At 65.1% G+C, this 25,194-nt stretch carries 26 protein-coding genes; 19 read left to right on the forward strand and 7 right to left on the reverse strand.

The genetic code is table 11. The features are described 5' to 3' along the window. The first annotated feature begins 3 nt into the window (after positions 1 to 3). A complete protein-coding gene (locus PVU19_RS05860) occupies positions 4 to 792 on the forward strand; it encodes an SCO family protein (protein WP_152911560.1) in 789 nt (262 codons plus the stop codon). A 93-nt stretch (positions 793 to 885) separates the two neighbouring features. Further along, positions 886 to 2,778, forward strand: a complete 1,893-nt coding sequence (locus PVU19_RS05865; RefSeq protein WP_274789897.1) for a hypothetical protein — start codon at positions 886 to 888, stop codon at positions 2,776 to 2,778. Here PVU19_RS05865 and PVU19_RS05870 read toward each other — a convergent pair. Further along, the gene (locus PVU19_RS05870; protein WP_160316333.1) at positions 2,775 to 3,116 is read right to left on the reverse strand and encodes a hypothetical protein; all 342 of its coding nucleotides are present in this window, start codon (positions 3,114 to 3,116) and stop codon (positions 2,775 to 2,777) included. The two genes, PVU19_RS05865 and PVU19_RS05870, sit on opposite strands and share 4 nt — an antisense overlap. Here PVU19_RS05870 and PVU19_RS05875 point away from each other — a divergent pair. Both PVU19_RS05875 and PVU19_RS05880 read left to right on the forward strand, forming a co-directional pair. Continuing rightward, positions 3,096 to 3,707: an SCO family protein gene (locus PVU19_RS05875; protein ID WP_160316334.1), complete on the forward strand. Its 612-nt coding sequence runs from the start codon at positions 3,096 to 3,098 to the stop codon at positions 3,705 to 3,707. The genes PVU19_RS05870 and PVU19_RS05875 overlap by 21 nt on opposite strands. Beyond that, positions 3,707 to 5,395, forward strand: coding sequence for a cytochrome c family protein (locus PVU19_RS05880; protein WP_050661064.1), 1,689 nt, complete (start codon positions 3,707 to 3,709; stop codon positions 5,393 to 5,395). The genes PVU19_RS05875 and PVU19_RS05880 overlap by 1 nt, the downstream gene beginning before the upstream one ends. Positions 5,396 to 5,457: 62 nt before the next feature. Here the strand turns inward: PVU19_RS05880 and PVU19_RS05885 are convergent, their stop codons facing one another. Then, the gene (locus PVU19_RS05885) at positions 5,458 to 6,201 is read right to left on the reverse strand and encodes a prepilin peptidase (protein WP_050661065.1); all 744 of its coding nucleotides are present in this window, start codon (positions 6,199 to 6,201) and stop codon (positions 5,458 to 5,460) included. 126 nt (positions 6,202 to 6,327) lie between these two features. On the opposite strand from PVU19_RS05885, the gene gspG reads away from it, so the two are divergent. From gspG to PVU19_RS05925, 8 genes are read left to right on the forward strand one after another with little or no spacing between them, the layout of a single operon-like run. Continuing rightward, positions 6,328 to 6,783, forward strand: a complete 456-nt coding sequence (gene gspG / locus PVU19_RS05890) for a type II secretion system major pseudopilin GspG (RefSeq protein ID WP_369038140.1) — start codon at positions 6,328 to 6,330, stop codon at positions 6,781 to 6,783. Beyond that, the gene (locus PVU19_RS05895) at positions 6,771 to 7,259 is read left to right on the forward strand and encodes a prepilin-type N-terminal cleavage/methylation domain-containing protein (protein WP_082237288.1); all 489 of its coding nucleotides are present in this window, start codon (positions 6,771 to 6,773) and stop codon (positions 7,257 to 7,259) included. The genes gspG and PVU19_RS05895 overlap by 13 nt, the downstream gene beginning before the upstream one ends. Continuing rightward, on the forward strand, positions 7,256 to 7,627 hold the full coding sequence (locus tag PVU19_RS05900; protein WP_050661068.1) for a type IV pilus modification PilV family protein: 372 nt from the start codon (positions 7,256 to 7,258) through the stop codon (positions 7,625 to 7,627). The genes PVU19_RS05895 and PVU19_RS05900 overlap by 4 nt, the downstream gene beginning before the upstream one ends. Continuing rightward, a complete protein-coding gene (locus PVU19_RS05905; protein WP_050661069.1) occupies positions 7,624 to 8,241 on the forward strand; it encodes a type II secretion system protein GspJ in 618 nt (205 codons plus the stop codon). The genes PVU19_RS05900 and PVU19_RS05905 overlap by 4 nt, the downstream gene beginning before the upstream one ends. Further along, positions 8,238 to 9,161, forward strand: coding sequence for a type II secretion system minor pseudopilin GspK (gene gspK, locus PVU19_RS05910; RefSeq protein ID WP_050661070.1), 924 nt, complete (start codon positions 8,238 to 8,240; stop codon positions 9,159 to 9,161). The genes PVU19_RS05905 and gspK overlap by 4 nt, the downstream gene beginning before the upstream one ends. Then, positions 9,158 to 10,360, forward strand: coding sequence for a type II secretion system protein GspL (gspL, locus tag PVU19_RS05915; RefSeq protein ID WP_050661071.1), 1,203 nt, complete (start codon positions 9,158 to 9,160; stop codon positions 10,358 to 10,360). The genes gspK and gspL overlap by 4 nt, the downstream gene beginning before the upstream one ends. Further along, positions 10,357 to 10,872 (forward strand): type II secretion system protein GspM, encoded by a 516-nt coding sequence (gspM, locus tag PVU19_RS05920; protein WP_050661072.1) that lies wholly within the window; start codon positions 10,357 to 10,359, stop codon positions 10,870 to 10,872. Before gspL ends, gspM begins: the two co-directional genes overlap by 4 nt. Further along, positions 10,872 to 11,636: a hypothetical protein gene (locus PVU19_RS05925; protein WP_152911562.1), complete on the forward strand. Its 765-nt coding sequence runs from the start codon at positions 10,872 to 10,874 to the stop codon at positions 11,634 to 11,636. The genes gspM and PVU19_RS05925 overlap by 1 nt, the downstream gene beginning before the upstream one ends. 22 nt (positions 11,637 to 11,658) lie before the next feature. Here the strand turns inward: PVU19_RS05925 and PVU19_RS05930 are convergent, their stop codons facing one another. Further along, positions 11,659 to 12,108, reverse strand: coding sequence for a tetratricopeptide repeat protein (locus PVU19_RS05930; protein WP_050661074.1), 450 nt, complete (start codon positions 12,106 to 12,108; stop codon positions 11,659 to 11,661). A 394-nt stretch (positions 12,109 to 12,502) separates the two neighbouring features. On the opposite strand from PVU19_RS05930, the gene gspD reads away from it, so the two are divergent. The 3 genes from gspD to PVU19_RS05945 are packed head-to-tail and all read left to right on the forward strand — an operon-like array spanning position 12,503 to position 17,047. Then, the gene (gene gspD, locus PVU19_RS05935) at positions 12,503 to 14,383 is read left to right on the forward strand and encodes a type II secretion system secretin GspD (protein ID WP_235575646.1); all 1,881 of its coding nucleotides are present in this window, start codon (positions 12,503 to 12,505) and stop codon (positions 14,381 to 14,383) included. Between the two features lies 1 nt (position 14,384). Beyond that, positions 14,385 to 15,839: a GspE/PulE family protein gene (locus PVU19_RS05940; protein ID WP_050661076.1), complete on the forward strand. Its 1,455-nt coding sequence runs from the start codon at positions 14,385 to 14,387 to the stop codon at positions 15,837 to 15,839. Then, positions 15,836 to 17,047, forward strand: coding sequence for a type II secretion system F family protein (locus PVU19_RS05945; protein WP_050661077.1), 1,212 nt, complete (start codon positions 15,836 to 15,838; stop codon positions 17,045 to 17,047). Before PVU19_RS05940 ends, PVU19_RS05945 begins: the two co-directional genes overlap by 4 nt. Here the strand turns inward: PVU19_RS05945 and PVU19_RS05950 are convergent. After that, complete coding sequence (locus PVU19_RS05950; protein WP_050661078.1) at positions 17,044 to 18,438, reverse strand: helix-turn-helix domain-containing protein; 1,395 nt, start codon at positions 18,436 to 18,438, stop codon at positions 17,044 to 17,046. The two genes, PVU19_RS05945 and PVU19_RS05950, sit on opposite strands and share 4 nt — an antisense overlap. A gap of 175 nt (positions 18,439 to 18,613) precedes the next feature. Beyond that, a complete protein-coding gene (locus tag PVU19_RS05955; RefSeq protein ID WP_050661079.1) occupies positions 18,614 to 18,997 on the reverse strand; it encodes a hypothetical protein in 384 nt (127 codons plus the stop codon). A gap of 325 nt (positions 18,998 to 19,322) precedes the next feature. Here PVU19_RS05955 and PVU19_RS05960 point away from each other — a divergent pair, with 325 nt between their 5' ends. Further along, positions 19,323 to 21,008 (forward strand): NAD(P)H-dependent oxidoreductase subunit E, encoded by a 1,686-nt coding sequence (locus PVU19_RS05960; RefSeq protein ID WP_050661080.1) that lies wholly within the window; start codon positions 19,323 to 19,325, stop codon positions 21,006 to 21,008. A gap of 69 nt (positions 21,009 to 21,077) precedes the next feature. Beyond that, positions 21,078 to 22,289: a signal recognition particle-docking protein FtsY gene (gene ftsY / locus PVU19_RS05965; RefSeq protein WP_050661081.1), complete on the forward strand. Its 1,212-nt coding sequence runs from the start codon at positions 21,078 to 21,080 to the stop codon at positions 22,287 to 22,289. A 24-nt stretch (positions 22,290 to 22,313) separates the two neighbouring features. Here the strand turns inward: ftsY and PVU19_RS05970 are convergent, their stop codons facing one another. Then, positions 22,314 to 22,793, reverse strand: coding sequence for an MgtC/SapB family protein (locus PVU19_RS05970; RefSeq protein WP_235575647.1), 480 nt, complete (start codon positions 22,791 to 22,793; stop codon positions 22,314 to 22,316). Positions 22,794 to 22,859: 66 nt separating this feature from the next. Here PVU19_RS05970 and PVU19_RS05975 point away from each other — a divergent pair, with 66 nt between their 5' ends. Continuing rightward, positions 22,860 to 23,762, forward strand: a complete 903-nt coding sequence (locus PVU19_RS05975) for an EamA family transporter (protein WP_050661082.1) — start codon at positions 22,860 to 22,862, stop codon at positions 23,760 to 23,762. A gap of 41 nt (positions 23,763 to 23,803) precedes the next feature. Then, the gene (locus tag PVU19_RS05980) at positions 23,804 to 24,412 is read left to right on the forward strand and encodes an inner membrane-spanning protein YciB (RefSeq protein WP_050661083.1); all 609 of its coding nucleotides are present in this window, start codon (positions 23,804 to 23,806) and stop codon (positions 24,410 to 24,412) included. Positions 24,413 to 24,505: 93 nt separating this feature from the next. Here the strand turns inward: PVU19_RS05980 and PVU19_RS05985 are convergent, their stop codons facing one another. Then, positions 24,506 to 25,165, reverse strand: coding sequence for a glutathione S-transferase N-terminal domain-containing protein (locus tag PVU19_RS05985; protein WP_050661084.1), 660 nt, complete (start codon positions 25,163 to 25,165; stop codon positions 24,506 to 24,508). Positions 25,166 to 25,194: the final 29 nt, after the last annotated feature.

Raw genomic sequence — 25,194 nt, forward strand, 5'->3', positions numbered from 1 at the left:
GACATGACTAACAGACGTCAATTCATGGCGAGCCTGCCTGTCGCGGCGGCTGCGGGTGCAACGGCGGGGTTCTACACCACGCCCGGCAACTCGCAGGAGCGTGCAGCAGCAGCAGCCTCTGAGGCCCGCGCCCGGTTGCGAGAAGCAGCGGCAGGGGTCAACCCCAACGACACGCCAATTCTGTGTAATCCGATCGACAGTGGCGGTGTCATCGACCAGAGCGCGCGGGATTCATTCCCGAACGTGATGATGGTCAATCAGGACGGTCTCGGAATGTCCTTCTACGAGGGCTTTGTCGAGAACAAGGTCGTGATGATGCACTTCATGAGCCTGCGGGACGAGCAGCACCTGCCGATCACCCGCCATATGGCGAAGGTCGTGCAGGAACTGGGCGACAAGGTCGGGCGGGATGTGTTCGTGTATTCGATCACTCGTGACCCCGAGCATGACACGCCCAGCCGGATGGCAGCCTATGCGCGCGAATTGAACGCGCCCGAGGGCTGGCATTTTCTGACCGGGACGCCGCAACACTGTGCCGATCTGGCCTTCCGCATGTATCGCATGAGCCATGCGACACTGCCCGGCAAGCGCAAGGTCGATGTGGTCTTTTACGGCAACGGCAAGGCGGGTCTGTGGGGGACGTTCCCCTTTGACATCCGTCCTGACGATGCCGCCGAACGGGTGACTTGGGTCATGCCGCGACCCGCGCACGAACCGGGGCAAAAGCTCCGCCGTGCCGGACCGCGTGTCTTCGACCTGAAGGACCCGCGCAACCACAATCGCGAGGTCTGACCGACCTCTGGCCCCGGGCAACCGGGTGACCAGCACAGTATTTGAAACGGAGACACTGAAATGTTTCGTAAATCCTTAAGATTGGCCGCGGTGGTGGCAGGGCCTGTCATCGGCCTGTGGGCGGGGCCTGCCCTTGCACAGCCCGTCAACCTCAACCAGTTCTGCCTGAAAGGCGGCCATGGCGCCGGCGAACAGCAACCTTGGGTGCCTTTCGAGACCCGCACCACGAGTCCGGACGGCTCGACAACCTTCCTGACGACGGCAGGTGGCACAGCCGTGTTCCCGGAGGGCGACAGCTTTTCGCCGAACCCGCCGAACATGCTGCCGACGATCTATGAGAACGCCAAGACGTGCCGGGGTAACGAGATCCCGAACACGCTGCCGTCGACGCCGGAAAATCCCTATAACCTGCATGACACACCGGTGACCCGCACGATCGACAAGACCTCGCCGACCGATGATCTCGACTGGATCATGGATCGGATCGAGGCGATTTCGGAGCCGTATAAGATCTGCCGGAGCTTCCGTGGCTATCAGTTCTGCTATGAATATCCGCGCCGGGTGAACCCCGGTCAGCTGCGCCGCCTGGCAGGGCACGCGGTGGATATCATCGAGGGCAACGACCTGCGCGGCCGTTTCCGGGATCGTGAATACGAGGGCTTCCCGCTCTTGCACTATCTCGGCGGGCTCAAGACCAAGTCGGTCGATCCCGAGACCAAGTCGGTCACGATGACACAGATCTGGTATGACACGCATATCGAGGGCGACACCGCCTATGTCGACCCGACCGTCGTCAACGATGAGGAATGGACGATCAAGTATATCGTCAAGATCCTCAACCGTGGTCACGAGGATTTCGCACCCTACACGATGTTCTTCGACGATCCCAGGGAGTTGAATTTCACTGAAGAGGGCGGGCCCGATCTGACCCAGGGTGGCACCGTGTTGCCGCGTCTTCCCAATATCGGCATGGACCAGACGTTCTTTCCGATGGAAGAGGGGCTGGAATACACGCTCAACATGAAGATGCCGCCGGCACGCTTCTGGAACCTCAGCTATCACTGGGGCTGGCGTAACCACCCGCCGCGCGTGCAGGTCACGGAAAACGTGCTTGTGCCGCTGGGTGTGGATGCCGATGGCAACCCGCGTCCGCGCAACTTTGCCGAAATCGCGGTCTTCGGGGAAAACCCGCGCGCCAACGAGGAGGCCAAGCTCAACGCGATCGGCATGATCGGCGACACGGCCCCGGCCAAGCGCATGTGGCGGATGTTCCGCGAGATGGCTGATCTCGATACCGGTCGTGGCTACCGTCGGTACTTCTACGGTCTCAACGGCTCGACCATTCAGGCGCAGATGGAGCTGATCCGTCAGGCCTTCTACGACTGGAGCAACCGCAATCTGCTTCCGACCGGCTATGAGATGGCCGAGGATGCAGACATGACCGTACTGTTCCTCAACAACACCATGTATGGCCAGCTCAAGGGTCATGACGGTGATGCCGAGGTGCGGATGAAGGACATCGTCTGGGACAACCGTGGCGACGTGGTCAACGTTCAGCTTCTGAATGGCGATTACTACCCGCATGCCTATGTCCTGGTGGACTTCGGCGGTCTGCGCGGGTGGGAAAACACCTTCCACAACACGCTGCCGGTCGGGGGCGCTGGTCCGCTCTTCACCTTCGGGCGCAACTACTTCTGGATCCACGTCGCGGGTCAGGGCCCGATCCCGGTGCCGCCTGCGACACCTCCAGCAGAGGCCTCGCCGACACCGGTCAGCCAGCTTGGCTGGACCCCGGGCCGCTATGCCGGTCTTGGTCACCGGTTCGCCTGGGGTGGCATGCAGCAGGAGATGACCGACTACGTCAACACCGATGGCGTCGGCGAACATAATGTCGAAGTGACCTTCACCTACGAGCCCTCGCGCCGTCTGCGGATGTATCAGTTCGATGCGCTGCACCACGACACGGCGGTTTGGTCGGTCCACTAAAGACCTGAAAACCCGGTTCCGGCGGCGCATGTGCCGCCGGGGCCTCTCTTCATTCGAGACATTACTCGCTCATTCGGAGACTCGACATGACGCTCTTCAAATCCGTTTCCCGTTCCGCCCGCTTCGGCCTGGCGGCGGTGTCGTTTTTTGCCCTTGCCGCGCCTGCGGTTGCCGATCACCCGGGCCATGATCATGCCGATCATGATCACGCCGCGCAGGACAGCGCAGGCCATGACCACGCTGCCGGTCACGCCAAACAGGATGAACATTCCGGCCATGACGCGCATGCAGGCCACGGCGAACACGCCGGTCACGACATGTCGCAGGGCGAGGATCACGCCGCGATGGATCATCGCATGCCCGAGCATCTCGGGATGGACGACGCAAACACCTTCGAGGCGGCAATGCGCCCCGACGGGTTTCATTACAAGCGCAGCGCGAATGACTACGTGATGCCCGCCGTCACCCTGCGCAATCAAACCGCGCAAAAGGTGAATTTCGCGGAGTTGATGGACTATGACGGGCCGGTGGTGCTGAACTTCATCTTCACCAGCTGCGCCACGATCTGCCCGGTGATGAGCGCGACCTTCGGTCAGACGCAAGAGGATCTGGCGGCGATCGACGACAGCTACATGATGGTGTCGATCTCGATCGACCCGGAATACGACACGCCGCGCCGCCTGCGCGAGTATGCGCAGTTGCACGCCGCGCGCGACAACTGGGTCATGCTGACCGGGCAGTTCGACGATATCTTCACCGTCGTTCGGGCCTTCGATGCGGTCTACAAGGGCGAGAACAAGATGTATCACCGCCCGCTCACCTTCCTGCGACAGGGCAAGGACACCCCGTGGCTCCGGCTCGAAGGTTTGCTCGGGTCCGAGGAACTGGCCGAGGAATATGCCGCCCTGCTGCGCCCCGAGGTGAACTGATGCGTCGACTGTCGATGAAGGATGCGCTGCGGGCCGCGGCGCTGTCGGTGGTGCTGGTCGCCGCCCCGGTTCTGGCCGGGGCAGGGCAGGCGGGTGACGCAGAGCTTGGCCGCACGCTCTACTGGGAGGGGATCGGGGCGGACGGCCAGCCGGTCACCGGTGTGACCCAGGGCGATGTGCAGGTGACGGGCGCGCAGTTTTCCTGCGTCAACTGCCACCGCCCGAGCGGCTTCGGCACGTCGGAGGGTGGCAACTACGTGCCGCCGATCATCGGCTCGGTTCTGTTCCAGACCAAGACCCCGAACCGCAACCGCATTTTCAAGGATCTCTACCAGGAGGTGCAGCCCCCCGGTTTCTGGGCCCGCGTCCGGCAGCCGCGCATGCGGCCCGCCTATGACGACGTGCTTCTGGCGCGGGCGCTGCGTGACGGTTTCGATGCAGGCGGACACGAGCTTGACCCGATCATGCCGCGCTATGATCTGAGTGCTGCGGATGTGGCGAACCTCTCGGCCTATCTCAAGACGCTGTCCGACGAGATCGACCCCGGCGTGACCGCGCGCGATATCCATTTCGCCACGATCATCGGCCCCGATGCCGACCCCGCCGAGGCGGATGCGATGCTGCGCACGATGGAATTGTTCTTCGAATGGCTGAACAAGGACACCGAGGGCGACACCCATAACCCGACCTTCTCGCCGAACTACCGCTCGAACTTCATCTCGGCCTATCGCTACTGGCAGTTGCATGTCTGGCGGCTGGACGGCCCGCCCGAGACATGGCGCGCCCAGCTCGAGGCGAAATACGCCGAACAGCCGGTGTTCGCCACGATCAGCGGGCTGGTCGAAGGGCCCTGGGACGAGATCGGCACCTTCTGCGACGACAATCGTCTGCCCTGCATCTTCCCCAACGCAGAACTGCCCACGCCCGGCGAGGGCCGGTATGGCTATTCGGTCTATTTCAACCGTGGTCTCGTGCTCGAGGCCGAGGCGCTTGGCCTGTATCTCGGTGATCAGCAGGCACCGCCGTCGCGCATCGTGCAGATCCATGGCACCGGCCCGCAAGGCACGCGGCCCGCGCAGGCCTTTGAAGAGACGATGGCGATGGTGTTCGGCGACACCGCGATCGAGACCGTCACCTATGAGGACGAGGCCGGGCTGCGCGTGGCACTGGCCAAGCATGGCGATGCCGAGACCCTGGTGATCTGGCCACAGGATGCCGCCGAAGCGGTCGCCGTTCTGGCCGATGCCACGCCCGCTGCGGCGCGGATTTTCCTGCCCTCCGCCACGCAGACAAGCGCGGTCAAGGCGTTCTCGCCCGACATGATCGCGCGCACCCGGCTGGTCTGGCCCTACGACGCGCCCGACTCCTACCACCCGCGCAAGTTCCGGATTCGCGGCTGGATGCATTCGCGGCGGCTGGATGTCACCCACCCGCGCATCCAGTTGCAAACCTATTATGCACTGACGATGGCCGAGTTTGGATTGATGCATGTTATCAACGATTTTTATCGTGATTACATGATCGAGATCATTGAGCATGAAGCCGAGAACGAGTTAAACCCGGGAACCCATCCCGAGCTTGCCTTGGGCCCGGGCCAGAGATTTGCCTCGAAGGGCGCGTTCATTGCCGAATTGGCACCCGACAAGCGTGTCGGTTATCGCGTCGTCAGCGAGTGGATCGTACCCTAGGTTTTGAGTAATGGGCCTGTGGTACGTAGCGGGCGGTGGGGCAACCTGCCGCCCGCGGCTTTTCAAAGCCAGAGCCAGACCAGCGCGGCCGCCCCCGCGAGATATGCGCCAAAGGGGATTTCGGTGCTGCCCTCGGCGCGGTTGCCGCGCAACGCGCGCAGCCCGGCCATCGCCATGGCACCGAGTGCCGCAATCAGCGCCACCATCGGCAACGCCGCCCAGCCCAGCCCGGCCCCGATCCCGGCCATCAGCTTGACATCACCAAGCCCCAGCCCCTCGCGCCGTCGCACCAGCTGATAGGCGAGGCGGATGGCAAGGAACGCCCCCGCCCCGATGCCCGCCCCGATCAGGGCATCGTCAAGCCCACGCGCTGGATCGGCCCAGGCCATGGCCCCACCGGTCAGGACCAGCAGGCCGGTCAGCGCATCCGGCAGGCGAAAATCTGACAGATCACACAGCACGAGGCCAAAGAGACACCACAGCCAGAGCGCGCCAAGCACCATGTCAGTAGGGGTCGCCGCGATCCATACCGCGAGGATCGCAAGGCCCATCCCGATGATTTCAGCGTAAAACAGGCGGCGGGGGATCGCCGCCCCGCATCCGCGACACCGCCCCGAGCGCGCGAGCCACGACACCACCGGCACCAGGTCGCGCCAGGCGATCTGCATGCCACAGTCGCGACAGCGCGATGGCGCATCGACGATGCTCTCGCCATGCGGCAACCGGTCCGCCCATGCGGCCAGAAACGAGCCGATGGCGGCCCCGCTCAGGATCAGGAAAAAGGCGAGCGGCGCGGTGTCAGGCATTGCGGGTCCGGGCTGTGAAAAACGGATTAGGGGCCAAGGCTTCGATTGTCACGGGCCTGTCCATGCTCTATGATTCTGGCTGTAGTCTACACGCTTTTACGGACAAATTTTACCATGCAAATCAATATGTCACGCCCCCGGTCCCGATCGCGCCGCGCCGCGCATGGCGAGGCTGGTTTTTCCTTGCTGGAATTGATGGTCGTGGTGGTGATCATGTCGATCCTGGCGCTGGTCGTGATGCCGCGCATCATCGACCGTCCCGATCAGGCGCGGGTGGCGCGGGTGCAGTCCGATCTGTCGGTGCTGTCGGGGGCGGTGAAGCTCTATAAACTGGACAATTTCCGCTATCCCACGACCGAGCAGAGCCTGCGGGCCCTGGTCGAGGCCCCGAGCACCGAACCGGTGCCGCAAAATTACGCGCAGAACGGGTATATCGACCGGCTGCCCAAGGATCCCTGGGGCAATGATTATCAATATCTGCAACCCGGAGTGCATGGGGAATTCGACATCTTCACGCTTGGCGCGGATGGCGTATCCGGTGGCGAGGGCGTGGATGCGGATATCGGGTCATGGGACGAATAACACAGGGCGGCGAAGCGGGATTCACCTTGTTGGAAATGGTGGTGGTGGTCGCCGTGATCGCCACGCTCTCGATCAGCGCGACCTTTGCGGTCAGCACCCGCGACAGCGCCGAGGCGGATGTGACCCGCTTTGCCGCCGCCTATGTGCGGCTGCGCGACCGAGCCATTCTGGGACAGTCCGCGCAGGGGATCGTGATCGTGCCCGAAGGGTGGCAGACGCTCGCTCCTGCATCGCCCGAAGCAGAGGCTGAGGGATGGCAAGCCGTTGGCATCGTGCAGAAATTCCGCGGCGAGGTGCGGTTCGAGCGCGCCAACGGCCCGATCTTCCCGCGCGAGGTGCCGCGCGATCCGGTGCCCGATCTGCTGTTCCTGCCCGACGGGCAGGTGACCCCGTTCGAGGTCACGTTCATCGCCAATGAGCGGCTGAGCCGGTGCCGGTCCACCGGGTTTGCGGGTCTCGATTGCGAGGGGATATGAGCGCGCGCGACACCGCCACACGGGGGGTGACCCTGCTGGAACTGGTGATCGCGGTTTTCGTGCTCGCCATCGGCACCATCGCGGCGCTGCGCAGCGCCGATCACGCGGGCCGCGCGCTTGGCGGCGAGGCGGCGCGGGTGATGGCGATGCAGGTCGCCCTCAACCGGGCCGAGGAATACCGCCTTCTGGGTGCACGCGAGGCAGTGAACCTGTCGCGCAGCGTGCGCTATGGCCCGTTTGACTGGTCGCTCGACATCTCCGAAGAGGTGACGCGCGCAGGCTTCACCGAGGCCACGATCGTGGCGCGCACAGACGGGCAACCCGGCGGCCGCATCGCGGTGATCGCCAAGACCGAGGTGATCCCATGAGCCGCCCTTCGCCTGAGCGCGGCCTGACGCTGCTGGAACTGGTCGCGGTGATGGCGATCTTCGCGCTTGTCGCGGTGATGGGGTTGCAGGCGCTCAGCGGCATGATGCGCGCCCGCGACCGGCTGACCGTGGCCGATGAAGAGGCCGCGGCGCTGGCCCGTGGGCTGACGCTTTTGCGCGCCGATCTCAAATCCGCTTCGGGCGCTGCGTTCTGGCCACCGGGCACGCCCGACCCGGAACCGCCCCTGCTGGACCAGAGCGCCGAGGATGGGTGGCTTGCCCTCACCACGGCGGGTCGCGCGGTGCTGCCCGAAGCATCCTTGGCAGGTGAAGAGCGGGTGATCTGGCGCCATGACCGACAGGGGGACCGATTGCTCCGACAGGTCTGGCCGGTGCTGCGGCCCGCCTCGGTGCAGGCGCGCGCGTCCGAGACCGAGATTTTCGACCGGATCGCGGGGTTTCAGATCCGCTCCTATGCCGGGGCGGAGGAGGGGTGGATCGACGGCTGGGGGCAGCCCGAGCCGTTGGCGCGCACCACATTGCCCAAGGCGGTGGAGGTGCGGATCGACTCCGAGCGTTATGGCCCCTTGCGCGTGATGGTGGCTTGGCCATGAAGGGGGATCGCGGCATCGCGCTTTTGAACGCGCTGATCATGGTCGCCGCGATTTCGGCGGTGGCGGCGGGGCTGATGCTGCGCGCCGAAACCAGCCGCGTCCGGGTCGAGGATCTGCAGATCAGCCAGCAGGCGGCGCTGCATCTCGATGCCGCCGAGTTTCTCATCGACCCGGTGCTGCGCGCCGATTGGGAGCGCGATCAAAACCTCGACCACCTGCAGGAGGCCTGGGCGCGCGAACCGTTCGACGCCAGCATCGACCGCGGCCTGCTGCGGGGCGCAATCCGCGACCTGCAGGGCCGGTTCAACATCAACAGCCTGAGCGTGCCATCGGATATTGCGGCGGCGCAGTCGTTCGAGCGGTTGTTGCGCGCGCTTGGCCTGCCGGTCGATCTGGGCCCCGAGATTGCAGGCTATGTGCAGACGCGCGGGCCGGTGCGCGTGGCGGATTACGCGTCGCGCGATGTGCCGGTGCGGCCGCGCCGCGAACCGATGGACCGGGTCGAGGAACTGCGCCTCGTGCGCGGCATGACCGAGGTGCATTATGCGCGCCTTTTGCTCCACGTCGCGGTCCTGCCCCCGGGCACCGGCCTCAACGTCAACACCGCCTCGGCAGAGGTTCTGGGCGCGGTTTTGCCCACCGCCAACCCGGCGGGAATCGCGCGTTTCGTCGCAGAGCGTGCCCGGCTGCCGTTCGAGACGCGCAGCGATTTCACCACCCGCGCGGAAGATCTGATCCACCCGCAGGCCATCGCGCAGGCGCAGGTGCCCGATGGCGGGTTCACCGTGGCGAGCAACTGGTTCGAAGTGACCTTCGAGCTAAGGCTTGACGGGCGCGTCCAAAGCCGCATTCTGACGGTCGAACGCTCGGGCCTGACCGGGGCCACGAAAATCGAATATCGACGGGCGGCCCGACCATGAGCCTTTTGAAACCGCGAAAATCCCGCGATGCAGCGGCCCCCCTGCCGGTTCATGACCTCAACGCGGGCGGGGCGTATCCCGTGCGGCCCTTCGTTGCCGTGGTGTCGGGCGAGGCGGTGCCTCTGATCCCGCTTGATCTGCCGGGGGCACTCAAGGGGGCGGCGCGCGAACGGGTGGCGCGACGGCAATTGCGCGACGCCTATGGCGGCAGCGAAACCGGCCTCGATGCGCGCCCCGCGCGGCTGGGCCCGACCTCCGAGATGTGGCAGCGGATGCTGGTCGCTCAGGCGACGGCGCGCGAGGATTGGGCGCGGGCCGTGGCCCCGGCAGGGGCGCTCTGCCGTGCGATCCTGCCCGATTTTCTCGCCTTGCCCGCCGCGCCGGACCTCTGGGTGATCGAGGCGGATAACGCGCGCATGCGCGCCCGGCTCGGGCTCGAGGACGGGTTTTCTGCCGAACCCGATCTGGCGCTGGCCCTGTTGCAGGATGCGTTCGAGACTGCACCACCCCGCGCAGTTCTGTGGCAGGGTGGCGCGCAGTCTGATGTCGAGGCATGGCTTGCCGCACGGTCGCTGCCGATCTGCCATGACGCGGGCGAATTGGCGGAACACGGCGTCGAGCCCCCGCGCCGCTTCGCACATGGCGAACTGGCGCTCGATCTGGCGCGTGATCCGGGGGCGGAGCGGGCCGAGATGCATCGCAGCCTGCGGCGGCTTCGCCTGCCGGTCGCGCTGGGGGTGCTGGGGTTTGCCGGCTGGATCGGCGCGATCCTGATGGATATGGCGGCGCTGCGCGACCAAAGCCTTGCCTACCGCCAGAATGCCGAGCGCATCCTGCGCGACGTGATGATCCCCACCGGCCCCATCCTCGATATCCGCACGCAGGTCAGCCAGGTGACCGACCGCGCGCGCGGCGCCGAGGCAGAGGCCGACACCGAGGCCCGCCCGCTCGACGTGCTGCGGCAGGCGGGCATGGTGCTGGGCGACCATGACCTGACTATCACACGGGTCAGCTATCAGCCGGGGGCGGGCTTGGTGATGGACCTGCAGATCGCGGATTTCGCCGCGCTCGATGCGCTGGTGACTGCGCTCAGGGCCGCGGGAACCGAGGCGCGCGTGGCCCAATCGGTGACACGCGAGAACGCAGGCGTCGAGGCCGTGCTTGCCATGGCCGTGACCCAGGGGGGCGCGCGCAGATGAGCGGGATGATGGACCGTCTGGTCGGGTTTCTTCTCGGGCTGAGCCGCCGGGAACGCTGGCTTCTGGCGGTGCTTGCCTTGGTCGTGCTGCCCGTGGGCCTGATCTACGGCGTGGCCCTGCCCTTGACCGAGCAGCGCGCGGCGGCGCGCGATGCGGTGGCCGAGGCCCGCGCAACCGAACTTTGGGTGGCCGATCAGGCGGTGACCTATGCCACGCTCCGGCGGGACGCGGGCGAGGGCCGCGCAACGGCCCACGCGACCGATCCCATCGGTATCAGCGGCATCGAGGCCAGCCTGCGCGAGGCCGATCTGCGAACGGCGGCGAGCGAGTTGGCCAATAGCGCGGATGGCGGGATCACCCTGCGCTTCGACGAGGTGCGCTTTACCGTTCTCGCCGAATGGCTGGGCGCGCAGGCCGATAGCTGGGGGTACGAGTTGGCCGGGTTCACCTTCGAGCGGGGCAAGCGCGAGGATGTCGTGGCCGCCGATCTGCGATTGGTGCCGATCCGATGATGCGGTTTGTGCTGATCCTTCTGGGGCTGCTCACCGGTCTGGGCCTCGCGGTTCTGAGCGAGGGACGGATGAGCCACCTGCGCCTTCTGGCACCGCAGATTACGCCTGTCTGGACAGCCCCGATCGACGGGGGCGCCACGCTCTGGCAGGGGCAGGCGCGCGGATTGAGCCTCGGTGTCCTGCCGGGGCCGACGGATCTGCGCTGGCGCTTTGACCGGGTGGAGAGGGCGGGTATCGTCTGGTCCATCCGGCTGAACGGTGCAGGTTTGGACGCGCGCGGAGAGATGCGCCTGCCGTGGTCGCGCGACCGCGTGGCCCTGCGCGACGTGTCCGGGGATCTGGGGCTGGCCGATCTGCCTGCGATCATCGGCGGGGCGGTGCAAACCGGGCTCTTGCGCGTCGAGGGCCTGCGCGCCCAAATCGGGCTGCCGGAGCGTCAGTTGCAGTCGCTCGCGGCGCAGATCGAGATGACAGGCGGACGGTTCGGCCCGGTGGAGATCGGCTCTGGCGAGGCGATCCTGACAAGCGATCAGGCGGGTGGCTGGCGCATGCCGTTCTCGGTCGAGGGCGCAATGCTACGGGCCGAGGGCCGGGTGGAGGGCGCATTGGGCCGGCCCGGCGCACGGCTTGAACTGCGGGTCACAGAGGTCAACGGGTTATCGCAAGAGGCGCGGCGCGTGCTGGACCGTGTGGCCGAACCCGAGGGGGCCGGATGGCGCTTGACGCGCGATATCGACAGTCTGGGTGGCTGGCCAGTGTTCTGACCGGGTACAGCCCGCGTCTGTCTTACCCGCCCAACTGCGCGATTTCCCTGCGAATGTCGCTGCGGCGGCTGGCCATAGCGCCAAGCGGGTCCATGTCGGCATCAAGCGCGAGCATCTCCTTGAGCGCGGCATCGGCGGCGCGCAGTTTTGCGACCGTGCTCCGCCCTGCCGTGCCCGCGCGCATGTCCGCAAGCGCGCTTTCATGCAGCGCCGTGCCCTGCACCGCGAGGGCCGCCGCGCGCTCGCTGCCCTGCCGCCCCGAGGCGAGCGCGCCTGCGACCTGTGCCGCCTCGTCATACCGGCCCGCGCGCAGCAGCGCATGGGCATATTCCAGCCGCAACCGGGGCTCCAATGGCCCGGCATTGGGGATGAGCGCCGCATAGTTTTTGATGGCGCTGTCGTAATTGCCCGCCTCAAGCGCCTTGCGCGCGGTGCTGTACTTGCGCTGGAATTCCGTGCCCTTGCTGACCACGCCGGGTTCACAGGCCGCAAGAGGAATTGAAAAGACAATTGCAATCAATAGTTTGGTTGAGAGGTGCATCTACAAGACCAATTCTTTACGTTTGGTCAAACCCTATCATGCGGGCGATAGGACGGGCCACGAAAAATCCCGGCCAGAGCCAAAAAATACACCTTTGAGACATTCCTGCGCCGCGCGAGGATTACGATAGAAACGTCGCGTCAAATCGGATATTATGTAAAGCACAAGCTTCGGCCCTCGACGCCGGGCGGATCGAGGCAGGCAGATAAAACAGGCAGGCGGTATCACCCGGTGATATTCCTGAATTATAACAATGAGATTTTCTGGATTACTCGCGCTCGTGACAGTTCTGTGGATGGCATGTCCATTGCCGTCGCACGCGCAGATGTCGCTGGATTTGCGCGATGCGAGCCTGCGGGATTTCGTGCAGATCGTCGCGCAATCGACAGGCCGCAATTTCATCCTCGATGATCGGGTACAGGGCAGCGTGACGGTTGTCGCGCCGAACCAGGTATCGCCCTCGGCGATTTACGAGATTTTCCTCAACGTGCTCGAACTCAACCGTCTGACGATTGTCGAAGGCGACATGACCGACCGTATCGTGCCCATCGACGTCGCGCGCGAACTGGCCCCCGGTGACGCGCGCTCCCGATTGGGCGGCGATTTCGAGACCCGGGTGATCGTCGTGCGCAACAGCCCGGTTGAAGAGATTGCCGAGGTGATCCGCCCGCTGCTTCCCGGTGAGGCGGTGCTGTCGGTGGTGCCGGAGTCGGGGCTGATGATCCTGTCGGACCGTCGCGAGAATTTCCAGCGCATCTCCAACCTTGTCGACCGACTTGACACGCCGAGCCGGAATTCGATCGAGACGATCCCGCTGCGCAACGGCAAGGCTGCTGAAATGCTGGGCGTTATCAATGCGTTGTCGATCACTCCTCAAGGCTCCAGCCTGTCGGCTGATCCACGCTCGAACGCGCTTATCGTGTCGGGCACACCGGAATTCCGGGACCGCGTGCGCAATGTCGTGGCCGAGTTGGACAAGCCGCAGCGCAGCGTCTCGACCGAGGTGGTGCGCCTCAATTATGCCGATGCCGAGGATCTCGCGGATGTCATCCGCCAGAGCTTTGGCGGGCAGGCGGCCTCTGCCGGAGGGGACGGGGCGGCGGCCCCGACCACGGCCAGCGGCATCACCATCGTCGCGGAGCGTCAGCAGAATGCGCTGATCATCACCGCCCCGCCAGAGCGCATCCGCTCCATCGTGGCCGCGATCCGGGGGCTGGATCAACGGCCCGATCAGGTGCTGATCGAGGCGGTGATCTTCGAGCTTTCGGTTGAGAGCTTTTCCGATCTGTCGTTTCAGTTCGGCGGCGTGATCGAGGATGCCACGGTGGGCGGGGTCGAGTTCTCGTTGCAGGGCCGGCCGACCCTGACCAGCCTCGTGACGACGGTCCTCAGCGGTGCGCCACCGACAGGCGGCGGCACCGGCGGCAGCATCGCCGCCTTTGATCAGAGCGGCATCGGAGGGTTTCTTGCCGCTCTTGCCTCCGAAACCTCGACCAAGCTGCTCTCGACCCCGTCGATCCTGACGCTGAACAATCGCGAGGCAGAAATCATCGTGGCACAGAACGTGCCCTTCGTGACCGGCAGCTTTTCGACCGTGGGTGACAGCGCCGTGCCGAACCAGCCGTTCCAGACCATCCAGCGGCAGGATGTGGGTCTGACCCTGACCGTCACGCCGCAGATCACGCGCGACAGGACCGTGCGGCTGGAACTGCGGCAGGAGGTCTCGAACCTGACCAATTCCGCCTCTGCCGCCGGAAGTGAAATTACCGCCAAACGAGAGCTTTCGACCAATGTGCTGGTCCGCGACGGCAATGTGATCATGCTGGGCGGCCTGTTGGAGAACGGATCAGGCTCGGTCAATCAGCGGGTCCCGGGGCTGAGCGAACTGCCCTTGCTTGGCCGCTTGTTCAAAGGCCGCTCGGTCTCGCGAAATCAGCGCATCCTGCTGATCATGCTGCGGCCACGCATCCTGTCGACCGACGAAGAGGCCCGCGCACTGAGCCGCAGGCTGGCCCGTGAGGCCAAGCGCGCAAGCGAACTGATCGCACCCGCCGACGATGGCACCTACCCGCGCGTGCCGGATTCCAGTTTTCCCTTCGACGGGGCCAATCTCGATCAGCCGTTCGATGCGGATTTCATCGACAGGGCCGCGCGCGAGCGGCGTTTTCCGCCATTGCCGTCACGGCTGAGTTTTTCGGATCGCTGACATGACCACGCCGCTTCTGCCCTTCACGATGGCCCGCGATGCGCAGGTGTTGGTCGAAGGCGGGCGGCTTCTGGCCGGGCCGAATGCCACCGCGCTCGGCCTGCGCGAGGCGCGGCGGCGCGCGGGCGGACCGCTCGCGCTGCAACGCGTCGAAAGCGAGGCATTCGACGCGCGACTGGCGGCGCTCTATCAGGATGGCAGCGGCACCGAGAGCGACGAGGACGGCTTTACTTTCGATCTTGAAGAGGGATCGGGCGGCGGGCGCGGCCCGCGCGACCTACTGGAAGACGGCGAAGAGGCCCCGGTCATTCAGCTTGTGAACCAGCTTTTGCGCCGGGCCGTGCGCTCAGGGGCGTCCGACCTGCATGTCGAGCCGCATGAGACCGGCCTGAGGGCGCGGATGCGCGTCGATGGCATGTTGCAATCGGTGCTCGACCGCAAGGATCTGCCGGTGCGCCGCGTGGTCTCGCGGCTCAAGGTCATGGCGGGGCTCGATATTTCCGAAACCCGCCTTCCGCAGGACGGCCATATCGCGCTGCGCCTCGGCGGGCGGGCCATCGATGTGCGCGTCTCGACCCTGCCGGGCAATTACGGCGAGCGGGTGGTGATGCGGGTGCTCGACCGGTCGGCGGGTCTGATGCCGCTCGAACAGCTTGGGCTGCGCCCCGATCAGGAGGCGGTTCTGCACCGCATGGCCGAGCGGCCCAACGGCATCATCCTCGCCACCGGACCCACCGGCTCGGGCAAGACCACGACGCTCTACTCACTGTTGCAACTCGCCAATGACGAAATCCGCAACATCCTGACCACCGAAGACCCGATCGAATATGACCTGCCCGGCATCAGCCAGAGCCAGATCAACGCCGAAATCGGCATGACCTTTGCCGCCGGGCTGCGCGCGGCATTGCGACAAGACCCCGACATCATCCTTGTCGGCGAAATCCGCGACCACGAGACGGCAAGCGTGGCTGCACAGGCGTCGCTCACCGGGCATCTGGTGTTCTCGTCGCTGCACGCCAACGGGTCGGTGGGCGCGGTGGTGCGCCTGCGCGACCTTGGGCTTGACGATTTCCTCATCGCCTCGACCCTGCGCGGCGTGATCGCGCAGCGGCTCTTGCGCAAGCTCTGTACCTCGTGCCGCGCGCCGGTGGCGCCCGTTGACGACGCGGTGCGGCACTTCCAGATGGCCGGGGTCGACCTGCCCGCGCAGCACTACGAGGCGCGCGGCTGTGATCTGTGCAACAATACCGGCTATGCGGGGCGCGTGGGCGTGTTCGAGATCCTCGACGTGTCCGAGGACTTGCGCGCCGCGATTGATGCAGGGTCGTCCGAGACCGAGATGAAGCGCGTCGCCGTGGCCCCCGATCAGACGCTTTTCGGCCAGTCGCTCTATCAGGTGGCCGCAGGCAAGACGAGCCTTGCCGAGGCGCTGCGCGTGGTGGGCGACGCGCTGTGAGGGCGTTCAGCTACACCGCGTTTACCGCGCAAGGCGCGAAGAAACGCGGCACGCTGGTGGCCGAGAGCGAGGCACAGGCCGCCGATATCCTGCGCGGGCAGGGCCTCTTTGCCGAAGACATCACCGCCAAGCGGCAGGGCGGGGGGATCACGCTGACGCGCTCGCGGCGCACAAGGCTCAATGCCGATATGCGCGCGGTTTTCACCCGGCAGATGGCGGTGCTCTTGTCGTCCGATCTCTCTGCTGAAATGGCGCTCGAGACGATCCGCTCGTCGGGCACCTCGCCGGTGATCGAGGCGGCGGCAGCCGAGGCCAAGGCAGCGCTGATGGACGGCCAGCCACTCTCGACCTCGCTCGACATGGCGAATGCTGGCTTTCCACGCTTCTTCATCGCGGCGGTGCGCGCGGGCGAGACCTCGGGCGATGTGGCGGCGGTCTTCGAGGGGCTGGCGGACTATCTCGAAAGCGTCGGTTCGGACCGCGCGCAACTGGCCACGGCGTTGATTTATCCCGCTTTCGTGGCCGCCGTGTCGCTGCTGGTCTGCGGCATCCTGATGGTCAATGTCGCGCCCGAGATTGCCGCGATGTTCGCGGTGACGGGGCGCGAATTGCCGCCCCTCACGCAATTCGTCATGGGGGTAAGCGATTGGGTGCAGGCGCATTGGATCGCGCTTGGCGTCGGCGTGGTAGGCAGCATTTTCGGCCTGATCTTCGCACTTCGCGTGCCCGCAGTGCGCGACCGCTGGCACGGCATGGCGCTGCGCCTGCCGGTGATCGGGCGGCTCTTGCGGCTGTCGGCGGCGGCGCAATACCTGCGCACGCTGGCGCTGGTGATTTCCAGCCGTCAGACGGTGGTCGATGCCGTCACCTCGGCAAGCGACGTGCTGGTCATCCGCCGCTTTCGCGACGAGGCGCTTGATCTTGCAGAGGCCGTGCGCTCGGGCGAAAGCCTGAGCCAGGGGCTGGTGCGGATGAGCCTCATTCCCCCCGTTTGCCGCCAACTCGTTGATGCCGGTGAGAAATCCGCGCGTCTTGGTCGGATGACCGAACGCGCGGCGGTGCTGGTCGAGACATGGCTCACCAATGAGCGCAAGCGCGTCTCGGCGCTCATTGACCCGCTCCTGATGATGGTGGTGGGCGGGCTTGTACTGGTGATCGTGCTTGCGATCCTGCTGCCGATCTTCGATCTGCAATCCGCTGTCGGTTAACCGACGCGGTAGGGCAGCACCCCGCGCTCGTCCGGCGTGACCTGTAGCCGTCGTTCCAAGGGCGGCACCGAGCGTTGGTGACATTCCGTGCGCTCGCAGATGCGACAGGAAATCCCGATGGGCTCGAACGCGCGGGCATTGGTCACGTCGAGATCGTCGCCATAGACCAGATCGCCCGCATGCTTGACCTCGCACCCCAAAGCTATGGCAAACCGGCGCACCGGCGCGCCAAAACTGCCCCCCGGTTTGCTGACATCGCAGGCCAGGCTGATATAGCGCACCCCGTCCGGCGTCTCGGCCAGTTGCCGCAGAAAGCGGCCCGGCGTCTCGAACGCGCGATGCACGTTCCACAAGGGGCAGGCCCCGCCGAAGCGCGCGAATTGCAGCCGCGTGGCGGAATGGCGCTTGGTGATCGTGCCCGCCTGATCGACCCGGACAAAGAAGAACGGGATGCCCTTGGCCCCGGGACGTTGCAGGGTCGAAAGCCGGTGACAGACCTGCTCGACCGACGCGCCAAACCGCATGGCGAGGATCTCCAGATCGTGGCGCACCTCTTGGGCTGCCGCCAGAAACCGACCGTAGGGCATGAGCGCCGCCCCGGCGAAATAATTGGCGAGGCCGATCTTGGCGATAGCCCGCGCGCCCTCGGACTGAAAGCGGGCGAAATCGAGCGTCGCCTCCAGCAGTTGATCCTGCGTCAGAAGTGCGAGTTGCAGAAGTAGCTGAAAGCGCCGGGTCTCGGGCGCGGCACGGGTCGAGAGTGTCAGCAGCCCGGTGGACCGGTCGTAATGGCGCAGGGTGGGGGTATCCGCCTCGGTCACAGTGACGCCGATCTCCTTGAGGCGGCGCAGCGCCACTGTGTCGATCTCGGCGCGCGCGCCCCCCTCGGCAAAGCGTTCGGCCGCATGATCGACCGCGTCGATATAGTTGTCGCAATAGTGAAAGAAATCGCGCACCTCGTCCCAGGCGCTGGTCTGGCCGCGCGCATCCTCGCGCCCCAACGCCTCGTCGAGCGAGGCCAGCCGTTCATGCGTCTGGCGATAGGCGCTGTGCAGTTCGAGAAAGGCGCGCGCCAGCGCCGGGGCATTCGAGGCAGTCAGCCGCAGATCGGCCAGCGGCGGCGGATCGCCGAACACCGGATCGGCCAGCGCCTCGCGCATGTCGCTGACCAGACGTTCGGCATCACCGGTGCTGAGTTCGGTGACGTCAAAGCCGAATTCCTGCGCCAGCGCCAGAACCACCGTGGTCGAGACCGGGCGGTTGTTGTTCTCCATCTGGTTGAGATAGGGCAGGGACACGCCCAGCTTGGCCGCGAAATCCTTTTGCGTGAGGTTGAGCCGTTGCCGCGTCTCGCGCAGCTTGGCTCCGGCATAGAGTTTCTGAGTGGCCATGAATGCCCCGATTTTTGCAGATTAGCTATGTCACAAAGTAGGTTTGCAAAGTCATTTGGGCAAGCAAAACACACCTGAGCATGAACTTTCCGCGCCACGGTAAAAATGTTCGATTATGAAAACTATGGGCGAGTATATCGTGGATAAACTCAGGTTTTAAGATATAAATCTAAAGTCACACGCCGATCTTTGGCCCCAGGCACATCAGCGGCTCACTGGATCTTTCGACCTCGTAAAGCTCCGACATCGCGGTTTCACCAGAGAAGCGGGCGATCAACCCGCTGCCCGTACGCTCGAAACTCCAGCACTGCGGATCGGGCCGATTCTCGTAGACGAAACAGATCAGATCGTCTTGCTCGTACCAATACCCCTCCTGGCATTCACCATCGAGAAACGACCAGCGCACCCGGCGATTGTCGAGATATTCCTCGCCGCCATAGGCCTGCCCGCCTGCGCCGTAATAGAAGGTGTGGCCGCGCGTATAGGCGTCGAAGTCTTCGGCGCTCATCTGCGCATGGGCCGAGGTGCCGAGGGCGGCAATGAGGATCAGGGCTCGCATGCCGTCAGCTTGCCAGATCGTGCGGCGCCTCGCCAGAGGGAACCTGCCTGCGCCAGCCTGCGGCGCCCATCCCGATCGTGGCGACGGTGTCGGGTCGCATCCGGCGACCATTGGCAACGTGGAGGGGCATACCCTTGGCTCGGTTGTCTTGCGGTTATGGTCTGGCATGTTGGCCTCGCATTTGCGGCGCGCAGAGAGCAAGACCGGCGGGATTTCGTGATATTCGGACGCCGGAACGCATCTGGCGGGGTAAATGTCGTTTTTGATCCCGCAGGGCATTCCGGCGGGCGTTAGATGTCGCGCAAGGCAAAGCGAGGATGACCGCATGGCACTGGATGAGCGCAAAGGCGTCTGGAAATCGGGCAAGGGCAAGGGGCGGCGCACGCCCAAGGGCCGCCAGCTTGAGGATCAGGCATGGGACGAGGTGCGCGCGCTGTTGGGTGACGGGCCGCGGCGGCGCGATCTGCTGATCGAATATCTGCATCTCATTCAGGACGAATACGGCCATCTGTCTGCCGCGCATCTGCGCGCATTGGCCGAGGAATTGCGCATCGCGCAGGCCGAGGTTTATGAGGTCGCGACCTTCTACGCGCATTTCGACGTGGTGAAAGAAGGCGAGACACCGCCGCCCGCGCTGACCATCCGGGTCTGCGATTCGCTCAGCTGCGAAATGGCGGGCGCGCAAGCGCTCAAGTCGGCGCTGGAAGACGGCATGGACCCGGCGCAAGTGCGCGTGCTGCGCGCGCCCTGCATGGGCCGCTGCGATACCGCGCCGGTGCTGGAACTCGGCCATAACCACATCGACAACGCCACGCCCGAAAAGGTGCAGGCGGCGATTGTGGCGGACGACACCCACGCACATCTGCCGGAATATCAAGACTTTGCGGCCTATACCTCATCCGGCGGCTACACCACGCTCGCCGAATTGCGCACGGGCGGCGATTTCGAGACCGTGCAGCAGACACTGCTTGATTCGGGGCTGCGCGGGCTTGGCGGGGCGGGCTTTCCGTCGGGAAAAAAATGGGGCTTCGTGCGCGCCGAAAAGGGCCCGCGCTATCTGGCCGTGAACGGCGATGAGGGCGAGCCTGGCACATTCAAGGACCGCTATTACCTCGAACGCGAACCGCATGTCTTTCTAGAGGGCATGCTGATTGCCGCATGGGCGGTCGAGGCCGAGCGCTGCTTTATCTACATGCGCGATGAATACCCCGCCGTGCTGGAAATCCTGCGCCGTGAGATCAAGGCATTGGAGGATGCGGACATCGTCGCCGAGCGATATATCGAACTGCGTCGCGGCGCGGGCGCCTATATCTGCGGCGAGGAATCGGCGATGATCGAATCGATCGAGGGCAAGCGCGGATTACCGCGTCACCGCCCGCCATTCGTCGCACAGGTCGGGGTCTACAACCGCCCCACGCTCGTCAACAACGTCGAGACGCTCTACTGGGTCACGCGCGTGCTGCGCGAGGGTGGCGAGATCCTGTCCGGCGTCGAAAAGAACGGGCGCAAGGGGCTGCGCTCCTACTCGGTCTCCGGGCGCTTGAAAAATCCTGGCGTCCACCTGCTGCCGGCCGGCTCGACCATCACCGACATCATCGAAGCGGCGGGCGGTATGCTCGACGGTCATACGCTGAAGGCTTATCAGCCGGGCGGGCCGTCTTCGGGCCTCTTGCCTGCCTCGATGGATGACGTGCCGCTCGATTTCGACACGTTGCAGCCGCATGGCACCTTTATCGGCTCGGCCGCCGTGGTGGTCTTGTCGGATCACGACCGCGCCCGCGATGCGGCGCTCAACATGCTGCGGTTTTTCGAGGATGAAAGCTGCGGGCAATGCACGCCCTGCCGGGTCGGCTGTGAAAAGGCGGTCAAGCTGATGCAGGCCGACACCTGGGACCAACCGCTGCTGGCAGAGCTGTGCACGGCGATGGCCGATGCCTCGATCTGTGGTCTGGGGCAGGCGGCACCGAACCCGATTCGCCTGACCATGAAGCATTTCGCCGACGAAATCTGAGGCAGGCACCGTCTTCCATATCCCGCCGATCCGCATTAGGTCAGGGGTGACACGCGGATCGGAGGGCGCATGGCGTTTTTCTCGAAACTCAAGGAACGGCTGTTCAAATCCTCGTCCAAGCTGGACGAGGGGCTGGAGGCCATTGTCGAAGACGGCGGCGAGCCGGAGACCCCGCCAAGCCCCGAGCCGGAGACCCCGACGCCTCCCCGGCCCGAGCCCGAGCCGCAACCAGAGCCGCCCGTTGTCCCGCCGCAACCCGATGAGACCCCGCCGCCGACCCCGGTGGAACAACCCGTGGAGCGGCCGCAAGAGGTGCCGCAACCACCCCCCGAGGCGATCGCCACCCCCGCGCCCATGGAAATCCCTGATGACCTGCCCGCCGCTGCCCCGCGCGCGGGCTTTCTCGGTCGGCTTCTGGGGCGCGGAGAAGAGCGGGTCGTCACCCGCCGCGCGCTCGACGATGACATGCTCGAAAGCCTCGAAGAGCTGCTGATCACCGCCGATATGGGCGTCGAGACCGCGATGCGCGTGACCGCCAACATGGCCGAGGGGCGGATGGGCAAGCGGCTGTCCTCGCAGGAAATCAAGGAGTTGCTGGCGCATGAGATCGCCCGCATCATGGAGCCGGTGGCGCGCCCCATGCCGATCTACGCCAAGCGTCCGCAGGTGGTTCTGGTGGTCGGCGTCAACGGGTCGGGCAAGACCACGACCATCGGCAAGCTTGCGAGCCAGTTCAAGGCCGCCGGAAAATCGGTGGTGATCGCGGCGGGCGACACGTTTCGCGCGGCGGCTGTCGAGCAGTTGCAGATCTGGGGCGACCGCGCGGGCGTGCCGGTGCTGACCGCACCCGAGGGCTCGGACCCCGCAAGCCTTGCCTTTGACGCCATGACCAAGGCCGAGGCCGATGGCGCGGACCTTTTGATGATCGACACGGCGGGCCGTTTGCAGAACCGGGCCGACCTGATGGAAGAACTCTCCAAGATCGTGCGCGTGATTCGCAAGAAGGACCCCGACGCGCCGCATAACACGCTGCTGGTGCTCGATGCCACGACCGGGCAGAACGCATTGAGCCAGGTTGAGATTTTCCAGAAGCTCGCCGATGTCTCGGGCCTCGTGATGACCAAGCTCGACGGCACCGCGCGGGGCGGTGTTCTGGTGGCGCTTGCCGACAAGTTCGGCCTGCCGATCCACGCCATCGGTGTGGGTGAACAGATCGACGATCTGGCGCCTTTTGATCCCGAGGAGTTCGCCGCCGCGCTGACCGGTCTCGACGCGCGATGACAGTTCGACCGGTCCGAGGGCCTGCTATTTTTCGGCCAGCCGGATCACGTAGAGCACAAGCAGAACGATCCCCGTCGCCATCGCGGCCAAGGGCATCTGCCCCGAGCCGCAGGCCAGACCGATCGCGCCTGCCATCCACATGGACGCGCCCGTGGTGATATTGTGCACTTGGCCGCCCGAGGTGAAAATGGTTCCGGCGGCGAGAAAGGCGACCCCGGCGGTCACCGCCTCGATCAGGCGCAGCGGGTCGACGCGCATCGCTTCCTGGGCCCCGAAGGGCAGGGCGGCGAGTTGCTGGCTGACCAGAATGAACAGGCAGGCCGCCATCGACACCAGCATATGCGTGCGCAGGCCCGCCGGTTTCTGCTTGCTTTCACGCTCGGCCCCGATCACCGCACCGGGCAAGAGCGCCGCGACCAGTCGGGTGCCTGCGATGAGCGGTGGAACGGCACCGAACGTGCCCGAAAGCTCGTCGATAATGGTCTCCATCACGTGCTGTTCCATGCCGTCCTTCCTTGGTTTTGACCGTGATCCTAGCATGATCCGTCGCGATGATGCGAGGCGGGTTGCATGAGCGACTGGCTGATCTCGCTGGAAGGCACCGAGGCGGGCCGTCACCTTGCCATGGTGCTGGCGCTGGCCGCAGCCTTCCTGCACGCGGTCTTTGGCGCGTTGCAAAAGGGGCGGCATGATCCGTGGCTGAGCCGGGGGGCGATCGACCTCAGTTACTGCATCATGGCGGCGCCCTTCGCCATTCTAGTCGTGCCATGGCCCGAGCCGCATATGTGGCCGATTTTTGCAGGCGCGGTGCTGATTCACATCGGCTACAAGATCCTGCAGGCGATGGCCTACACCAAGGGCGCCTACACGGTCGTCTATCCGGTGGTGCGCGGCACAGGGCCGCTCTTTACCGTGATCGGGGCTTGGCTCATTTTCGGCGAGCTTTTCACGCCGGTGCAATGGACGGGCGTGGCGGTGCTGCTCTGTGGCATCTACGGCCTTGCGGTCTACAACCTGCGCACGCTGACACTGGATCGCGAGACGATGCCGCTGGCGCTTGGCCTTGCGGTGGCGACGGGGCTCTTCGTGGCGCTCTATACCACCTATGACGCCTACGGCATCCGCGCGGCGGCCGATCCCTTCACCTTTCTGGCGTGGTTCTTCTTTCTCGACGGGATGAGCATCCTGCCGATTGCCGGGCTGCGGTGGCGCAACATGGTGGCGCGCCCCGCGATTGGCCCGCTGGCATTGCGCGGCGTGGCGGGCGGGCTGGTGGCGTTCTTTTCCTTTGGCTCGATCATGCTGGCCACGCGGCTCGACAAGGTGGGCGAGGCGGCGGTGCTGCGCGAGACTTCGACGGTCTTCGCCGCCCTCATCGGCTGGCTGGTGCTCAAGGAAACCGTGGGGCCGCGGCGGATTGCGCTCATGGGGTTGATTGCCACCGGGGCGGTCATAGTTGAATTCGGCGGATGAACGCGCGACAAGCGGGTTCCATAACAGGCAAGGCGAGTGCGATGACCGAGAAAACCCCGCCCAAATGGGCCAAGCCGGTTCTGGAGTTCGGGCCCCTGCTGGTCTTTTTCGCCGCCTATCTGTGGCTCAAGGACCGTGTGTTCACGATTGGTGGGGTCGACTATGACGGATTCATCGTCGTCACCGCCGGGTTCATCCCGATCTTTCTGATCTCGATGGCGCTCTTGTGGAAGCTGACGGGCCACCTGTCGCGGATGCAGATCGTCACCGCCGTGCTGATCGTCGTCTTCGGCGGGCTCAGCGTGTGGTTCAACGATCCGCGCTTTTTCAAGATGAAGCCGACGATGATCTACCTGCTGTTCGGCGGGGTTTTGGGGATCGGCCTTCTGCGCGGGCAATCCTGGCTACAGGTGGTGATGGAGGGGGTGATGCCGCTGACAGATCAGGGCTGGATGATCCTGACGCGGCGGTTGATGCTGTTTTTCTTCGGTCTTGCGGTGTTGAACGAGGCGATCTGGCGCACGCAGACCGAGGAAATCTGGGTCTATTTCAAGACCTTCGGCCTGACGGCGGCGATCTTCGTGTTCTTCATGACGCAAGGCAGCCTGTTTCGCGATCACGGCACCGAAGAAGACGACAAGGGGGCGTGAGAGCGGTGGCCTCACGCGGATATTGAAGTGAGCCGCGCATCGCGCAGGTGCCTCAATCCAATCTCCGCTCCATGCCAATGACGCCCCGCCCCCTCACTTCTTCGCCGTCGGATCGCGTCGTTTGTCAGCATGGAGCGCGCGGCCCCGTTGCACGCCTTCGCGTGCTCCGACCGTATCCAGCCAGCGGGCGAAATGCGGCTTGTCGTCGAGCGTCTGTTGCTGCCCTTCCCAGAGCGAACACCACCCCCAGAGCGCCATGTCGGCAATGGAATAGAAATCGCCCGCCACATACTCGGTCTCGGCCAGCCGCCGATCCAGCACGCCATAAAGCCGTGCCACCTCGGCGCGGTAGCGGTCCTTGGCGTAGGGTATGTCGTCCTTGGCGAATTTCAGGAAATGATGCGCCTGTCCGGCCATCGGCCCAACACCGCCCATCTGCCACATGAGCCATTCCTCGACCGCGATGCGGTCGCGCGCCGTCTTGCCGTAAAACCGCCCGGTCTTGCGCGCCAGATATTGCAGGATCGCGCCGGACTCGAAGACGTTGACCGGTCGGCCGTCCGGCCCCTCGGGATCGGTGATCGCCGGAATGCGGTTATTGGGCGACACGGCCAGAAATTCGGGGGCGTGCTGTTCGCCCGCACCGATATTGATCAGCCGACACCGATAGGGCAGCCCCATCTCCTCAAGCGCGATGGAGGCCTTCCAGCCGTTCGGCGTGGGCCAGTAATAAAGGTTGATCGGGGCCTGCATGGCGTCCTCCTGTCGGGGCTGTCAGCCAC

The organism is Roseovarius tolerans (genome assembly GCF_028885395.1).
Lineage (GTDB): Bacteria > Pseudomonadota > Alphaproteobacteria > Rhodobacterales > Rhodobacteraceae > Roseovarius > Roseovarius tolerans.

Coding starts and splice junctions, on each gene's coding strand:
- PVU19_RS05860 (WP_152911560.1), top strand. CDS start 4: ATGACTAACAGACGTCAATTCATGGCGAGCCTGCCTGTCGCGGCGGCT.
- PVU19_RS05875 (WP_160316334.1), top strand. CDS start 3,096: ATGTCGCAGGGCGAGGATCACGCCGCGATGGATCATCGCATGCCCGAG.
- PVU19_RS05880 (WP_050661064.1), top strand. CDS start 3,707: ATGCGTCGACTGTCGATGAAGGATGCGCTGCGGGCCGCGGCGCTGTCG.
- PVU19_RS05885 (WP_050661065.1), bottom strand. CDS start 6,201: ATGCCTGACACCGCGCCGCTCGCCTTTTTCCTGATCCTGAGCGGGGCC.
- gspG (WP_369038140.1), top strand. CDS start 6,328: ATGTCACGCCCCCGGTCCCGATCGCGCCGCGCCGCGCATGGCGAGGCT.
- PVU19_RS05895 (WP_082237288.1), top strand. CDS start 6,771: ATGGGACGAATAACACAGGGCGGCGAAGCGGGATTCACCTTGTTGGAA.
- PVU19_RS05900 (WP_050661068.1), top strand. CDS start 7,256: ATGAGCGCGCGCGACACCGCCACACGGGGGGTGACCCTGCTGGAACTG.
- PVU19_RS05905 (WP_050661069.1), top strand. CDS start 7,624: ATGAGCCGCCCTTCGCCTGAGCGCGGCCTGACGCTGCTGGAACTGGTC.
- gspK (WP_050661070.1), top strand. CDS start 8,238: ATGAAGGGGGATCGCGGCATCGCGCTTTTGAACGCGCTGATCATGGTC.
- gspL (WP_050661071.1), top strand. CDS start 9,158: ATGAGCCTTTTGAAACCGCGAAAATCCCGCGATGCAGCGGCCCCCCTG.
- gspM (WP_050661072.1), top strand. CDS start 10,357: ATGAGCGGGATGATGGACCGTCTGGTCGGGTTTCTTCTCGGGCTGAGC.
- PVU19_RS05925 (WP_152911562.1), top strand. CDS start 10,872: ATGCGGTTTGTGCTGATCCTTCTGGGGCTGCTCACCGGTCTGGGCCTC.
- gspD (WP_235575646.1), top strand. CDS start 12,503: ATGTCGCTGGATTTGCGCGATGCGAGCCTGCGGGATTTCGTGCAGATC.
- PVU19_RS05940 (WP_050661076.1), top strand. CDS start 14,385: ATGACCACGCCGCTTCTGCCCTTCACGATGGCCCGCGATGCGCAGGTG.
- PVU19_RS05950 (WP_050661078.1), bottom strand. CDS start 18,438: ATGGCCACTCAGAAACTCTATGCCGGAGCCAAGCTGCGCGAGACGCGG.
- PVU19_RS05955 (WP_050661079.1), bottom strand. CDS start 18,997: ATGCGAGCCCTGATCCTCATTGCCGCCCTCGGCACCTCGGCCCATGCG.
- PVU19_RS05960 (WP_050661080.1), top strand. CDS start 19,323: ATGGCACTGGATGAGCGCAAAGGCGTCTGGAAATCGGGCAAGGGCAAG.
- ftsY (WP_050661081.1), top strand. CDS start 21,078: ATGGCGTTTTTCTCGAAACTCAAGGAACGGCTGTTCAAATCCTCGTCC.
- PVU19_RS05970 (WP_235575647.1), bottom strand. CDS start 22,793: ATGGAACAGCACGTGATGGAGACCATTATCGACGAGCTTTCGGGCACG.
- PVU19_RS05975 (WP_050661082.1), top strand. CDS start 22,860: ATGAGCGACTGGCTGATCTCGCTGGAAGGCACCGAGGCGGGCCGTCAC.
- PVU19_RS05980 (WP_050661083.1), top strand. CDS start 23,804: ATGACCGAGAAAACCCCGCCCAAATGGGCCAAGCCGGTTCTGGAGTTC.
- PVU19_RS05985 (WP_050661084.1), bottom strand. CDS start 25,165: ATGCAGGCCCCGATCAACCTTTATTACTGGCCCACGCCGAACGGCTGG.